We start from the raw sequence: 15,243 nt of genomic DNA on the forward strand, positions 1-15,243 counted from the left end.
CACCGACACCACCACGGACTCCCCGCCACCACCCTCAACTGGGGACTCTGGCACACCGGCATGGCCACCACCCTCACCCACACCGACCTCGGCCGGATCGGGCGGACCGGCATCGTGCCCATGTCCACGGCCCAGGGGCTGGCGCTGTTCGACGCGGCCCTGGGCCGGCCGGAGCCGGTGCTGGTGCCGACCGTGTTCGACCTGTCCGGGCTGACCGGACGCCCCGCGCTGTTCCGGAAGTTGTTGCCGGCCAGGGAAAGTCCGGCGACCGCCGCCGACTCCCTCACGGATCGGTTGGCCGGCATGACATCCGAGCAGGTGCGGGAGACCGTGCGGGACGAGGTGCGGGCCCGCATCGCGGCGGTGCTCGGACACGCCTCGCCCGCGAGCATCGACGACCGCAGCGGCCTGCTCGACCTCGGCTTCGACTCGTTGACGGCGGTGGAACTGCGCAACCAGCTGCACGAGATCACCGGACTGCGGCTGGAAACCACGCTGACCTTCGACTATCCCACGCCCGGTGAACTGGCCGACCACCTCGCCGAACTGCTGTCGCCAGCGGCGCAACCGGCGCGGATCGACACCGTGGACTCGACGCTGAGCGCCACCTCCGACGACGAACTGTTCGACTTCATCGACAACGAACTGGGCATCTCCTGACCGGTTCCGGGGGACGGACGACATCGCATGACGAGCAACGAGGACAAGCTGCGGGACTACCTCCGCCGGGTGACCGGTGACCTGCAGAAGACGCGACAGCGCCTGCGGGACGTGGAAACCCGCGCCGGCGAGCCCATCGCGATCATCGGCATGGCCTGCCGCTTCCCCGGCGGGGTGCGCACCCCGGCGGATCTCTGGCGGCTCGTCGACGGCGGCGTCGACGCGATCTCCGAGTTCCCGACCAATCGCGGCTGGCCGCTCGACGAGCTCTACGACCCCGATCCGGACCGGCCCGGCAAGGTCTACACCCGCGCCGGCGGCTTCCTGCACGACGCCGACCAGTTCGACGCCGCGTTCTTCGGGATCAACCCACGCGAGGCGGCGGCGATCGACCCGCAGCAGCGGCTGCTGCTGGAAACCTCCTGGGAGGCGGTGGAACGCGCCGGCATCGACCCGCTTTCGTTGCACGGCAGCCGAACCGGCGTCTTCACCGGGATCATGTACGACGACTACGCGTTGCGCCTGCTCGGCCGCACACCGGACGGCTTCGAGGGATACCTCGGCACCGGGAGTGCCGGCAGCGTCGCATCCGGTCGCGTGTCCTACACCTTCGGCCTGACCGGTCCGGCGGTCAGTGTCGACACCGCCTGCTCGTCATCACTGGTCGCCATGCACCTCGCCGCCCAGGCCCTCCGCAACGACGAGTGCGAGCTGGCGCTGGCCGGCGGCGTCACGGTGATGGCGACGCCGAACACGTTCATCGAGTTCAGCCGGCAGCGGGGCCTGTCCCCGGACGGGCGGTGCAAGGCCTTCGGGGCCGGCGCGGACGGCACCGGCTGGGCCGAAGGCGTCGGCATTCTCGCGCTGGAACGGCTGTCCGACGCCCGGCGCAACGGCCATCCCGTGCTGGCGGTGATCCGGGGTTCCGCGGTCAACCAGGACGGCCGGAGCAGTCAGCTGACCGCGCCGAACGGGCCTTCGCAGCAACGCGTGATCCGCGCCGCACTCGCCGCGGCCGGGCTGCGACCGTCCGATGTGGACGCCGTCGAGGCCCACGGCACCGGTACCACCCTCGGCGACCCCATCGAAGCCCACGCCCTACTCGCCACCTACGGCCAGAACCGCGAACAACCCCTGCTGCTCGGCTCGATCAAGTCCAACATCGGCCACACCCAGGCCGCCGCCGGCGCGGCCAGCGTGATCAAGCTGGTCGAGGCGCTGCGGCACGGGGTTCTGCCCAGGACACTGCACGTCGAACAGCCGTCACCGCAGGTGGACTGGTCGGCCGGAGCGGTGTCGCTGCTCACCGAGCCGGTCGCCTGGCCGGCCGGTGACCGGCCACGGCGGGCCGGGGTGTCGGGGTTCGGGGTCGGCGGCACCAACGCCCACCTGATCCTGGAAGAGGCACCCGCCGCCGATCCCGTTGACGCTGCTCCGATCGACGCCGGCGATTCGATTGGCGCCGTGCCGCTGCTGGTGTCGGCCCGGTCCGCGACCGCGCTGGCCGACCAGGCGGCGCGGCTGCGTGAGTTCGTGCTGGCCGAGCCGGACGTGGCGGCCGCCGAGCTCGGCCGGGCGCTGTCGACCGAGCGGGCGGCCCTTCCCCACCGGGCGGCCGTGATCGGCGCCAACGCCGAGGAGCTGGCCGCCGGGCTGGCCGCACTGGCCGCCGGGGAGAGTGCCGCCACCGTGGTGCCGCCGGCTGTGGCCGAGTCCGGGCCGGTGGTGTTCGTCTTTCCCGGCCAGGGTTCGCAGTGGCCGGGCATGGCCCGGGAGCTGCTGGAAACGTCGCCGGTGTTCGCCGCGCAGCTGCACGCCTGCGCCGAGGCGCTGGCGCCGCACGTGGACTGGTCGCTGCTCGACCTGATCTGCGGCACGGGCGACGCGCCGTCGCTGGAGCGGGTCGATGTGGTTCAGCCCGCGCTGTTCGCGGTGATGGTGTCGCTGGCCGAGCTGTGGCGCTCGCACGGCGTTCGACCGGCCGCCGTGGTGGGCCACTCCCAGGGCGAGATCGCGGCCGCCTACGTGTCCGGCGCGCTGTCGCTGGCCGATGCCGCGAAGGTGGTCGCGTTGCGCAGCAAGGCGATCCGCCGGATCGCGGGGACGGGCGGGATGGCCTCGGTGGCGCTGCCGGCCGACCGGGCCGCGGCGCGGATCGGGGCGGAACTGAGCGTGGCCGCCGTCAACGGTCCACAGTCGACCGTCATCTCCGGTGACGCGGACGCCCTCGCGCGGTTCGTGGCCGGCTGCCAGTCGGACGGCATCCGGGCCCGGGTCATCCCGGTGGACTACGCATCGCACTCGGCCGAGGTCGAGCCGCTGCGCGAACACCTGCTCGACGTGCTCACCGACATCACGCCCAGCCGGGCCGAGGTGCCGTTCTACTCCACGGTCACCGCGAGGGAGGTGGACACCACTGGTCTCGACGCCGAGTACTGGTTCCGCAACCTGCGCGCCACGGTCCGCTTCGCCGACACCGTCGGGCACCTGATCGAACGCGGCCACCGGCTGTTCGTGGAGACCAGTCCGCACCCGGTGCTGACGGTCAGCGTGCAGGAGTCGCTGGACGAGGCCGACATCGGCGAAACGGCGCTGGCGACCGGATCGCTGCGTCGAGACGAGGGCGGCCGGACCCGCTTTCTCACCTCGCTTGCCACCGCGTACACCCACGGGGCGACCGTGGACTGGCGCACGGTGTTCGGTACCGGACCGGGCCGCCATCTGGACCTACCGACCTACCCGTTCCAGCACCGCAGGCACTGGCTGGACGCGCGGGAGGCGGCCGCCGACACGGCCGATCTCGGCCTGACCGCCACCGAACACGCTCTGCTCGGCGCCAGCATCCGGCTGGCCGACGGCGCCGGAACGCTGCTCACCGGCCACCTGGCGCCCCGGCATCAGCCCTGGGTGGCCGAACACAGTGTCGGCGACACCACGCTGGTCAGCGCGCCCACGTTCGTCGAACTGGCGCTGCGCGCCGCCGATCAGGTTGGCAGCGACCGGATCGAGGAGCTGCTCGTGGTGGCGCCGCTGGCGCTGCCGGCCGACGGAGTCGATGTGCAGGTCACGGTGGCCGAGCCCGACGGCACGGGGCGGCGCGAGTTCGCGGTGCATGCCCGGCACGGTGAGGACTGGACCCGGCACGCCACCGGCTACCTTGCCACTGGCTACCTTGCCACTGGCTACCTTGCCACTGGGGCACAAGAACCGGAGGGCCTGGCGGTCTGGCCACCGGCCGACGCACAACCGGTGAATCTGGCCGGATTCTACGACCGGCTGGCCGATCTCGGGATCGGCTACGGGCCGAGCTACCACGGCCTGCGGGCGCTGTGGCGGGTCGGCGCCGACCTGTACGGCGAAGCGCGCCTGCCGGACGAGGTGGGCGTGGCCGGCTTCGGGCTGCATCCCGCGCTGCTCGACGCGGCCGTTCAGGTACTCGCCGCCGCCACCGTCGGCGAGCGGTCCGACCCGAGTTCGCCGGTGGCACTGCCGTTCGCCTGGACCGGGGTGGCGCTGCACGCGGTGGGCGCACGCGCCGTGCGGGTGCGGGTGTCGCCGATCGGGCCGGACACGGTCGCCGTGACCATCGCGGACCCGACCGGTGCTCCGGTCGCTGAGGTCGAGACGCTGGCCCTGCGTCCCGTCGACCTCGGCCGACTGGTCGTCGCACCCGAGCCGGCCCCGCGCACGGCACCCGTCCCGATGCGGCGGACGGCCGCGGACGCCGAGGCTGCCGGGCCGACCGACCGGCTCGCCGGCCTGCCCGACGCGGAGCGCGTCACCGCACTGCTGGACGTGATCCGTCGGACGGCGGCCGCGGTGTTGAAGTACGACGGGACCGAGGAGATCGAGTCGGGGCGGTCGTTCCGTGAAATCGGCTTCGACTCGCTGACCGCGGTGGAGCTGCGCGGCCGGCTGGCTGCGGCCACCGGCCTGCGGCTGCCGGCGACCCTGGTGTTCGATCACCCCACGCCGGCCGCCCTGGCCGGTCACCTCAGTGCCGAGATCGGCGGCGAACCGGTCACCGCACGGACGGCGGCGCGGGTGACACCGGTCGATGAGCCGATCGCCGTTGTCGGCATGGCGTGCCGGTATCCGGGCGGCGTGCGCTCGCCCGAGGACCTGTGGCAGCTGCTGATCGACGGTGTGGACGCGATCGGCGAGTTCCCCGCCAACCGCGGCTGGCGGCTGGATGAGCTCTACCACCCCGATCCGGACCACCAGGGCACCGTATACACCCGAAACGGCGGGTTCCTGTACGACGCCGACCAGTTCGACGCCGACTTCTTCGGCATCAATCCGCGGGAGGCGATGGCCACCGACCCGCAGCAGCGGCTGCTGCTGGAAACCGCGTGGGAGGCGGTGGAACGCGCCGGCATCGACCCGCTTTCGTTGCAGGGCAGTCGAACCGCCGTGTTCACCGGGGTCAACGTGAACGACTACTGGGCCCGGCTGGAGAACAACACGCCGGCGGGCTTCGAAGGCTACCTCGGCACCGGCAACGCCAACAGCGTGGCGTCGGGCCGCGTCGCCTACGCGTTCGGACTGGTCGGGCCCGCCCTGACCGTGGACACCGCCTGTTCCTCCTCGGTCGTCGCGCTGCACCTGGCCGCGCAGGCGCTGCGCAACGGCGAGTGCGATCTCGCGCTGGCCGGCGGGGTCACCGTGATGGCGACTCCGCATCTGTTGCTGGACTTCAGCCGGCAGCGCGGGCTGTCGCCGGACGGCCGGTGTCGCGCGTTCGCGGATTCCGCCGATGGCACCGGCTTCTCCGAGGGCGTGGGCCAGCTGGTGGTGGAGCGCCTGAGCGACGCCCGGCGCAACGGCCATCCGGTGCTGGCGATCGTCCGGGGCTCGGCCGTCAACTCCGACGGCGCCAGCAACGGCCTGACCGCGCCGAACGGCCCGTCCCAGCAACGCGTGATCCGTGCCGCGCTGGCCTCGGCCGGGCTCGGTCCGTCCGATGTGGACGCCGTCGAGGCGCACGGCACCGGCACCACCCTCGGCGACCCCATCGAGGCCCAGGCGCTGCTCGCCACGTACGGCCAGGATCGCGAGCGACCGCTGCTGCTCGGCTCGCTCAAGTCCAACATCGGCCACACGCAGGCCGCGGCGGCGGTGGGCGGCGTGATCAAGATGATCATGGCCATGCGGCACGGGATCCTGCCGAAGACCCTGCACGTCGACGCGCCGTCCGAGCGGGTGGACTGGACGTCGGGATCGATCGACCTGCTGACCGAGCCGACGCCCTGGCCGCAGACCGATCACCCGCGCCGGGCCGGGGTGTCCGCGTTCGGCATCAGCGGCACCAACGCGCACGTCATCATCGAAGCCGCGCCGCCAGGTGAGGACCCAATCCCCGCCGCGGTGGACGGGCCGGTGCCGCTGGTGCTCACGGCCCGCGGGCCACTGGCCGGGCAGGCGGCCGTGCTGCACGCGCACCTGGTCACGAACCCGGACGCCGACCTGGCCGCCATCGGCCGCACCCTGGTCACCAGCCGAGCCGGTCTGCCGCAGCGGGCCGCGGTCGTCGCGGCCGACCGGGACGAGGCCCTGGCCGGCCTGAGCGCCCTGGCGAACGGCACCAGCGCACCGAACATCATTCGGGCCCGGGCCGGCGCGCCCGGCCGGATCGCGTTCCTGTTCACCGGCCAGGGCAGCCAACGACAGGGCATGGGCCAACGGCTCCACGACACGTACCCCACCTTCGCCACGGCCTTCGACGAGGTGTGCACGGCCCTCGGCCTCCCGATCACCGAGGCCATCCACGACACCGACCTCGTCAACCAGACCCGGTACACCCAGCCGGCGCTCTTCGCGTACCAAGTAGCCCTGCACCACCTCGTCCAATCCTTCGGCATCACCCCCGACCACCTCATCGGCCACTCCATCGGCGAAATCGCCGCCGCACACATCGCCGGCATACTGAACCTCACCGACGCCGCCACCCTCGTCACAACACGAGCCCGACTCATGCAAGCCCTCCCGACCGGCGGCGCCATGCTCGCCGTGCGATGCAGGCCGGAGCGGGTCGCGGAGCATCTGGGCGATCGGGTGTCGATCGCGGCGATCAACGGGCCGAACGCGGTGGTGCTGTCCGGCGACGCCGAGGAACTCGCCGACATCGCGGCCGGACTGACCGATGTGGACAGTCGATGGCTGCGGGTCAGCCACGCGTTCCACTCACCGCTGATGGAACCGATGCTGGCCGAATTCGCCGCGGTGGCCGCCGGACTCACCTTCCACGCGCCGCGCATCCCCATCGTGTCCACCGTGGACCCGGGCGCGTCGCTCGACTCGCCGGACTACTGGGTGCGGCAGGTGCGCGAGACCGTGCGGTTCGCGGACGGCATCCAGACCCTGCACGAACTGGGTGTGCGCACGTACCTGGAGATCGGGCCCGATGCCGTGCTCACCCCACTGGTCGATGCCATCCTCGACGACGACACCGTCCTCATCCCGGCCCAGCGCAAGAACCGACCCGAGGTCGAGACGTTCGTCGGCGCGATCGCCTCGGCCCACGTACACGGAGTGGCCGTGAACTGGGCGCCGGTGTTCGGCGACCAGCCCGTGGTCGAACTGCCCACCTACGCGTTCCAGCACAAGCGGTTCTGGCTGGACGCACCGGCTGTCGTCGGCGACGCCGGCGACCTGGGTCTCGGCGCGCTGCGACACCCGTTGCTCGGCGCCGTGATCCGGCCGGCCGACGGCGACGGGTTCCTGTTGACCGGGCGGATCGCGCTGCGCACGCACCCGTGGCTGGCCGGGCATGCGGTCGGCGGCGCGGTGCTGTTCCCAGGAACGGGATTCGTCGAACTGGCGCTCCAGGCCGGCCAGCGGGTCGGCTGCGACCGGATCGACGAACTCGTGCTCGCCGCGCCGCTCCTGCTGCCCGAGCACGGGGCGATCGATCTCCAGGTCGCCGTCAACCAAGCGGACGAACGCGGATTCCGCACGGTGGCGGTGCATTCCCGGCCGCACCGCGCGGACGACCCACTCGACCCGACACCGTGGACCACCAACGCGACGGGTCGGCTGAGCCCGACGTCGGAGCCAATCCGCGAAACGCTGGCCAACTGGCCGCCGGCCGGTGCCGACCACGTCGACACCGGCGGGCTGTACGCGGGATTCGCGGCCGTCGGATTCCAGTACGGGCCCGCCTTCCAGGGCTTCCAGACGGGCTGGCGACGCGGCGACGAGATCTTCGGCGAGATCACGCTTCCGGCCGAGCAGCGGGCGGACGCCTCCGAGTTCGTCATCCACCCGGCCCTGCTGGACGCCGTCCTGCACGGGCTCGGCCTCGGCGCCCTCGACTCGGCCGGGCTGCCGTTCTCCTGGACCGGGGTGACTCTGCACGCGGTCGGCACGACCGCGCTGCGGGTCCGGATCACGCCGGCCGGGGCGGACACCGTCGCGCTGCTCGTCGCCGATCCGAGCGGCGCCCCGGTCCTGACCGCGGACGCGCTCACCGTCCGGCCGCTCGACAAGGCCCAACTCACCGCGCTGCACCGGACCACGCCCGACGGCCTGTACCAAGTCGACTGGTCGGTGCTTCCCGTTGTCGACAATCCGCCGCCGGCACGGATCCAGCTCATCGGCGGCGACCCGTTCGGCCTGGCCGACGTGCTGCCGGCCGATCAGCTCGACGACCCGGCCGAGGTTGTCGTCCTGTCGGTCGCCGGCGACCCCGAGCTGCCGCTCGACGTGGCGACGCACCGACTGACCGGTCGGGTGCTCGATGTGCTGCAACGGTGGCTCGCCGACGAGCGGTTCGCCGCGAGCCGATTGGTGGTGCTGACCCGCGACGCGGTCGGCGTGGTGGGCGGGGATCCGGTCCGGGATCTCGCCGCCGCCGCGGTTCGAGGCCTGGTCCGGTCCGCCCAGGCCGAGCATCCGGGCCGGATCACTCTGCTGGACATCGGCATCCGTGACTCCGCCGCGGCGTTGCCGGCGGCGCTGGCGAGCGACGAGCCCGTGCTGGCCGTCCGGGACGGCGCGCTGCACGCAACCCGGCTGTCCCGGCGCGCGCACGGCGGCCTGATCGCACCCGCCGCCGACGCCTGGCGGCTCGGCCTGGACGGCCGGGGCACCCTGGAGCACCTCGCGCTCCAGGAGATCGAGGAACAGCCGCTGGGCGCCGGTCAGATCCGGGTGGCGATCCGCGCGGCCGGCCTGAACTTCCGGGACGTGCTGTTCGCGCTGGGCATGTACCCGGGCGAGATCCTGCTGGGCAGCGAAGGCGCGGGCGTCGTGACCGAGGTCGGTCCCGACGCGGCCGGGCTGTCCGTCGGCGACCGGGTGTTCGGGCTGTTCCCCGGCGCGATCGGCCCGGTCGCGGCGACCGATCACCGGCTGGTCGGCCGGATGCCCGACCAGTGGAGTTTCGCGCAGGCGGCGGTGGTCCCCGCCGTGTGGCTCACCGCGTACTACAGCCTCGTCGACCTGGCCGAACTCCGTCCGGGCGAGTCGATCCTGGTGCACGCGGCCACCGGCGGCGTGGGCATGGCGGCCGTGCAGCTGGCCCGGCACCTTGGCGCCGACGTGTACGGCACGGCCAGCCCCGGCAAGTGGCCGGTGCTGCGGGAGCTGGGCCTGGCCGACGACCGGATCGCGTCGTCGCGGACGCTGGACTTCGCCAACCGGTTCGGCGCCGTCGACGTGGTGCTGAACTCGCTGACCAAGGAGTTCGTGGACGCCTCGCTGGGGCTGCTCGGGCCGGGCGGGCGATTCGTCGAGATGGGCAAGGCGGACATCCGCGATCCGGATCGGGTCGCGGCCGAGCACCCCGGGGTCGCCTACCGGTTCTTCGAGCTGATGGACGCTGGCCCGGACCGCATCCAGCAGATGCTGACCGAACTGCTCGCGCTGTTCGAACGCGGTGCGCTGCGGCCGTCCCCGCACACCGCCTGGGACGTGCGCCAGGCACCGGACGCGTTCCGGTTCCTCAGTCAGGCCAAGCACATCGGCAAGGTGTTGCTGACCATTCCCCACGAACTCGACCCGAACGGCACCGTGCTGATCACCGGCGGCACCGGGGCCCTTGCCGCCAGCACCGCGCGGCACCTCGTCACCGCACACGGTGTCCGGCATCTGCTCCTGGCCAGCCGCGGCGGCCCGGCCGCCGCCGGCATCGACGAGCTGGTGACGGAGCTGACGGAGTTGGGCGCACGGGTCGACGTCGCCGCGGCCGATGTGTCCACACGGGACGGTGTGCTCGGTCTGCTGGCCAGGGTCGGTCAGGCGCACCCGCTCACCGCCGTGGTGCACACCGCAGGCGTGATCGACGACGGCGTGCTCGACTCGCTCACCCCGGAGCGGCTTGCCGCCGTGCTGCGGCCGAAGGTGGACGCGGCCTGGCATCTGCACGAGCTCACCCGGCACCTCGACCTGGCCGCGTTCGTGCTGTTCTCCTCGGTGGCCGGCGTGTTCGGCGGGGCCGGGCAGGGCAACTACGCCGCGGCCAACACCTTCCTCGACGCACTCGCCGAGCACCGCCGATCGCTCGGCCTGCCGGCGACCTCGATCGCATGGGGGCTGTGGGCACGCGCCAGCGGGATCACCGCCCGGCTCGACCGGGCCGAGCGCGATCGCCTGCGCCGGGCCGGACTGGTTCCGCTGGGCGACGAACAGGCCCTGCGCCTGTTCGACAGCGCGGTGGCGGCGGAGCGAGCCGGGCTGGTCGCCAGCGGGCTGGATCCGGCCGCGCTGCGCGACGCGGGGCCGCTGTTCCGCAGTTTGGCGGCAACCGCCGTGCCGCGCGCCGCCGAGGCGGCGGTCGACGAGGACAAGCTGCTCCGCCGCCTGGCCGGACTCGCCGACCCGGATCGGGCGGCGGCACTCGTCGACCTGGTCCGCGAGCAGGCGGCCACCGTGCTCGGCCATGCCGGCGCGCAGGCGGTCGACCCGGATCGGACGTTCAAGGAACTGGGTTTCGACTCGTTGACCGCGGTCGAGCTGCGCAACCGGCTCAGCGCGGCGACCGGCCTGCGGCTGGCACCCACTCTGATCTTCGACTACCCGACGGCGGAGGCGCTGGCCGGTCGGCTGGGCACCGAGCTGGTGCTCGAACCGGCTCCGTCCGATACCGACGAGGTGCTGGCCGAACTCGACCGGCTGGACCGCGCGCTGTCCGGTATCAGGCCGGACGACGCGACGCGCACCGAGATCGCCACGCGGCTGCGCCGGCTGGTCACCGACCTGGACCGGCTCGAAACCGCCCCGCCCGCACCGGCCGACCGGGTGTCGGCCCAGGAGATCTTCGACTTCATCGACAACGAAATCGGGCGACTGTCCGATCGGTAGGAGTGGCCATGTCGGAACACGATGCGGACCGGGACAAGCTCGTCGACTACCTGCGACGGGTCGCCGAGGACCTGCGAGGCACCCGCGAACGGCTGCGCGAGCTGGAGACGGCGCGGCACGAGCCGATCGCCGTCATCGGCATGGCGTGCCGGTTCCCGGGTGGCGTGCGCACCCCGGCGGACCTGTGGCGGCTGGTGGCCGACGGCGTGGACGCGATCACCGAACTCCCGAAGGACCGCGGCTGGGATCTGGCCGGTCTCTACGATCCCGATCCGGACCACAGCGGCACCAGCTACACCAGGTCCGGCGGGTTCCTGACCGACGCGGACGAGTTCGACGCCGAGTTCTTCGGCATCACGCCCCGTGAGGCGCTGGCCCTTGATCCGCAGCAGCGGCTGCTGCTGACCACCAGCTGGGAGGCGCTGGAACGGGCCGGCATCCCGCCGCACACGCTGCGCGGAAGCCGGACCGGCGTGTTCGCCGGCCTGGTCGGGCAGGAGTACGTGCCGCTGTCCGCACCGCCGCCCGCCGGCCTCGACGGCTACCTGCTCACCGGCAACGCGGCCAGCATCGCGTCCGGCCGGATCGCCTACACGTTCGGCTTCGAGGGGCCAACACTCACCGTGGACACGGCCTGTTCCTCGTCGCTGGTCGCCCTGCACCTGGCCGTCCGGGCGCTGCGCACCGGCGAGTGCGACCTGGCCCTGGCCGGCGGCGCGACCGTGATGGCCAATCCGGCGCTGCTGGTGGAGTTCAGCCGGCAGCGCGGGCTGTCCCCGGACGGCCGCTGCCGGGCCTTCGCCGCGGCGGCCGACGGCACCGGCTTCGCCGAAGGCGTCGGCCAGCTGGTGGTGGAACGGCTTTCCGACGCGCGGCGCAACGGCCATCCCGTGCTGGCGGTGATCCGGGGCTCCGCGATGAACGCCGACGGCGCCAGCAACGGCCTGACCGCGCCGAACGGGCCGGCCCAGCAACGGGTCATCGGCGCGGCGCTGGCCGACGCCGAGCTCGATCCGTCCGATGTGGACGTCGTCGAGGCGCACGGCACCGGCACGACGCTGGGCGATCCGATCGAGGCCCAGGCGTTGCTGGCGACCTACGGCCGGGACCGACCGCTCCCGCTGCTGCTCGGTTCGGTGAAGTCGAACATCGGCCACACCCAGGCCGCGGCCGGCGTGGCCGGCGTGATCAAGCTGATCCTGGCCATGCGGCACGGCATCGTGCCGAAGACACTGCACGTGGACGCGCCGTCCGGGCACGTGGACTGGTCGGCCGGCGAGGTCGAGCTGCTGACCGACGCGGTCGACTGGCCCGAGGTGGATCGGCCGAGGCGCGCCGCGGTGTCCTCGTTCGGCATCAGCGGCACCAACGCGCACGTCATCCTGGAACAGGCGCCGGCCGAGACGCCCGAGGAGACCTCGAGGCCGGCGATTCTGCCGTTGGTGTTGTCCGCTCGCACCGAGCAAGCCCTGCGCCGGCAGGCCGCTCGACTGTCCGAATACGTCACGGCGAATCCCGACGTCCCGCTCGGGGACATCGGCGCCGCGCTCATCACCGGGCGGGCCGAGTTCAGGTACCGGGCGGTGCTGGCCGCCGCCGACCGCGCCGAGGCGTTGGCCGGCCTCGCCGCGGTGGCGGACGGCGCGGCCGCCGCCACCGTGGTCCGGGGCGAACCCCGGCCCGGGGCGACGGCCTTCCTGTTCACCGGACAGGGCAGCCAGCGACTGGGCATGGGGCGCGAGCTCTACGCGAGCGAACCGGTGTTCGCGCGGGCGTTGGACGAGGTGTGCGCGCACCTGGACCCGTTCCTCGATCGACCGATAAGGAACGTGATCTTCGCCGAGCCCGGACACGCCGACGCCGCCCTGCTCGACCAGACCGCGTTCACCCAGGCCGCGCTGTTCGCCGTGGAAACCGCCCTGTACCGGTTGGTGCGGTCCTTCGGCGTCACCCCGGACTACCTCATCGGCCATTCCATCGGCGAGTTGGCCGCGGCGCACGCGGCGGGCGTCCTCGGCCTGGCCGACGCGGCCGTTCTGGTCGCGGCCAGGGGCAAGCTGATGCAGGCCGCACCCGGCGGCGGGGCCATGGTGTCCGTTCAGGCGGGCGAGGACATCGTCGCGCCGCTGCTGGCCGGTCAGGAGCACCTGGTGTCCGTCGCGGCCGTCAACGGTCCACGGTCGACGGTGGTGTCCGGGGACGCCGAGGCCGTCCGACGACTGGTCGCCGATCTGCGCGCGCAGGGCGTGAAGGCACGCCGTCTGCGGGTCAGTCACGCGTTCCACTCGCCGCACATGGACGGCGTGCTGGACATCTTCCGTGCGGTCGCCGGCAAGCTCAGCTTCGCGCCGCCACGGATTCCACTGGTGTCCAACGTGACCGGCGGCTTGGCCGGCGCCGCGCAGCTCGCGTCGCCGGACTACTGGACAGCCCATCTTCGCGGCGGCGTCCGCTTCCTGGACGGCATGCGGCTGCTGGAAGGGCTGGGCGCGAACCGCTTCGTCGAACTCGGCCCGGACGCGACCCTGTCCGGTCTCGGCGCGCAGTGTCTCACCGGCGCCACCCCCGACCCGGTGTTCGCGCCGGTTCTGCGCCCGGACCGGTCGGAGCTGACGACCGTGGCCACCGCCATCGGCGCGCTGCACGCGCGGGGGACGCGGGTCGACTGGCGCATCGGCCCCGTGCGCTATCGGCTGGACCTGCCCACCTATCCCTTCCAGTCCGACCGCTACTGGCTGGACCAGTCCGCACTCGGCGTGCGCACGTCATCGGCGGAAGGCCGGTTCCTCGCCGCGCTGGACCAGCCCGACAGCACCGAACTCGCCGACACCCTCGGCCTCGACGGACCGCTGCGGGCCGCGCTGGCGCGGCTGTGGCCGGCGCTGTCGGACTGGCGCGCCACGAATCGCGTCGAAGTGCCCGTCCCGCCCGAGCCCGCCGACTCGTCGTGGCTGCGGAAAGTTGTCGCCGCACCGGCCGCGGAACAGGAGACCCTGCTGCTCGACCTGCTGTGCCGGCACGTGGCCGCCGTCCTCGGTGCGTCACCGAAGCGGATCGACGGTGAACACAGCCTGATCGACCTGGGTTTCTCCTCGTTCACCGCGCTGGAACTGAGCAACCGGCTCAAGACCGAAGCCGGCGTGGACCTGCCGCCGATCGCCATCTACGACCACCCGACTCCGGCCGCGCTGGCGCGCTACCTCCGCGCCGAACTCACCGCGTGATCGAATAGGAGGGTCGGGTCGCCCGGCCCTCCTCCCGAACCACCGGACATGCGGGCCCGCATCCGGCGGTTCGTCGAGCCATGGTCCTGAGCCCGCGCCAACTACCGTGCAGTCCCGACAGACCGAGGCCGTCCCAGTAGGACCTGGGCAGTGAGCGCTGAAGGACAGCCGACCCAGCAATACGCAGGTACCCCTTGCCGCGGGCAGCCTACTCCCGCGTGGTGCGGTCAGGGATGCCGAGCTGGCGCGGGTTCCGACGCCTGGCCGCACAACGACAAGGGCGGTGGCCGGATCTCCCGGCCACCGCCCTGCCGCGAATCGGATCAGCGACGATAGAGCACGATCGCGGACGCGTATTCCTTGTGCGGGACCACCGGCCGGAACTGCCGGAATCCGACCGCGCCGCGGAAGGGGCCCGCGACGCCCACCGCCGTGATGGTCGCCTGCTCGCCCGCGGTCAGCCGGGCGTCGTCGATGAGGCCGCCGGTGCGGATGACGTTGCCGTCCCGCAGCCGGATCTCCTCGCCGAAGTAGGCCACGAACCCGCCGTCCTCGCGCTGGTAGAGCATCTGGCCGACGCCCTTGCTCTGGCCGATCTTGTCGCCCTTGGCGTCAAAGAACTCGTACTCGACCTCGGCGTGGTCGTTCACCGTCGGGCTCTCCCCGGTGAAGTCCTTGTTGTTCGACTCGTACTTGAGCAACTTCTCGGCGAGGTCGACCAGTACCAGGGAATTGGCCGGATCGGCCAACCGGGGATCATCCTTCGCCGGCGCGAACGGCGGTGCCACCAGCTTGCTGATGGCGAACGAGGACAGCTCGGAGAGCACTGCCGTCACCGCGGCCGGTAGTCGCACTCCGCTGGTCCGCACGGTCATCAGTCGGTCCCCTTTGCTTGGCTACACCTGGCTGCCGGACGAATCGGCTGTGCCACAACGTAGCCACCGCCGCTGAACCAGCCCTAAAGCTGACATTGGCCGACCCGGCCCATAGCCACCGGTCTGAACGATTCGGGTCACAGCCGGAGCACCGCACGCCGCCGGTGCACCGCGGCGGCGCG

The 15,243-nt window shown here is 72.5% G+C and carries 4 protein-coding genes; 3 read left to right on the forward strand and 1 reads right to left on the reverse strand.

Annotation, left to right across the window (positions count from 1 at the left end; translation table 11 throughout):
* From BCF44_RS55840 to BCF44_RS33795, 3 genes are all read left to right on the forward strand, one after another.
* The coding region (locus tag BCF44_RS55840) for an acyl carrier protein (protein WP_170217879.1) at positions 1-660 on the forward strand (660 nt) is incomplete at its 5' end.
* A 27-nt stretch (positions 661-687) separates the two neighbouring features.
* Positions 688-10,962, forward strand: a complete 10,275-nt coding sequence (locus BCF44_RS57930; protein WP_116178516.1) for a type I polyketide synthase — start codon at positions 688-690, stop codon at positions 10,960-10,962.
* Positions 10,963-10,964: 2 nt separating this feature from the next.
* Positions 10,965-14,186, forward strand: a complete 3,222-nt coding sequence (locus BCF44_RS33795; protein WP_425460103.1) for a type I polyketide synthase — start codon at positions 10,965-10,967, stop codon at positions 14,184-14,186.
* Positions 14,187-14,509: 323 nt separating this feature from the next.
* Here BCF44_RS33795 and BCF44_RS33800 read toward each other — a convergent pair whose 3' ends face one another.
* Complete coding sequence (locus tag BCF44_RS33800; protein ID WP_211353329.1) at positions 14,510-15,061, reverse strand: allene oxide cyclase barrel-like domain-containing protein; 552 nt, start codon at positions 15,059-15,061, stop codon at positions 14,510-14,512.
* Positions 15,062-15,243 lie beyond the last annotated feature (182 nt).

The organism is Kutzneria buriramensis, from assembly GCF_003387475.1.
GTDB lineage: Bacteria > Actinomycetota > Actinomycetes > Mycobacteriales > Pseudonocardiaceae > Kutzneria > Kutzneria buriramensis.

Coding starts and splice junctions, on each gene's coding strand:
- BCF44_RS57930 (WP_116178516.1), top strand. CDS start 688: ATGACGAGCAACGAGGACAAGCTGCGGGACTACCTCCGCCGGGTGACC.
- BCF44_RS33800 (WP_211353329.1), bottom strand. CDS start 15,061: ATGACCGTGCGGACCAGCGGAGTGCGACTACCGGCCGCGGTGACGGCA.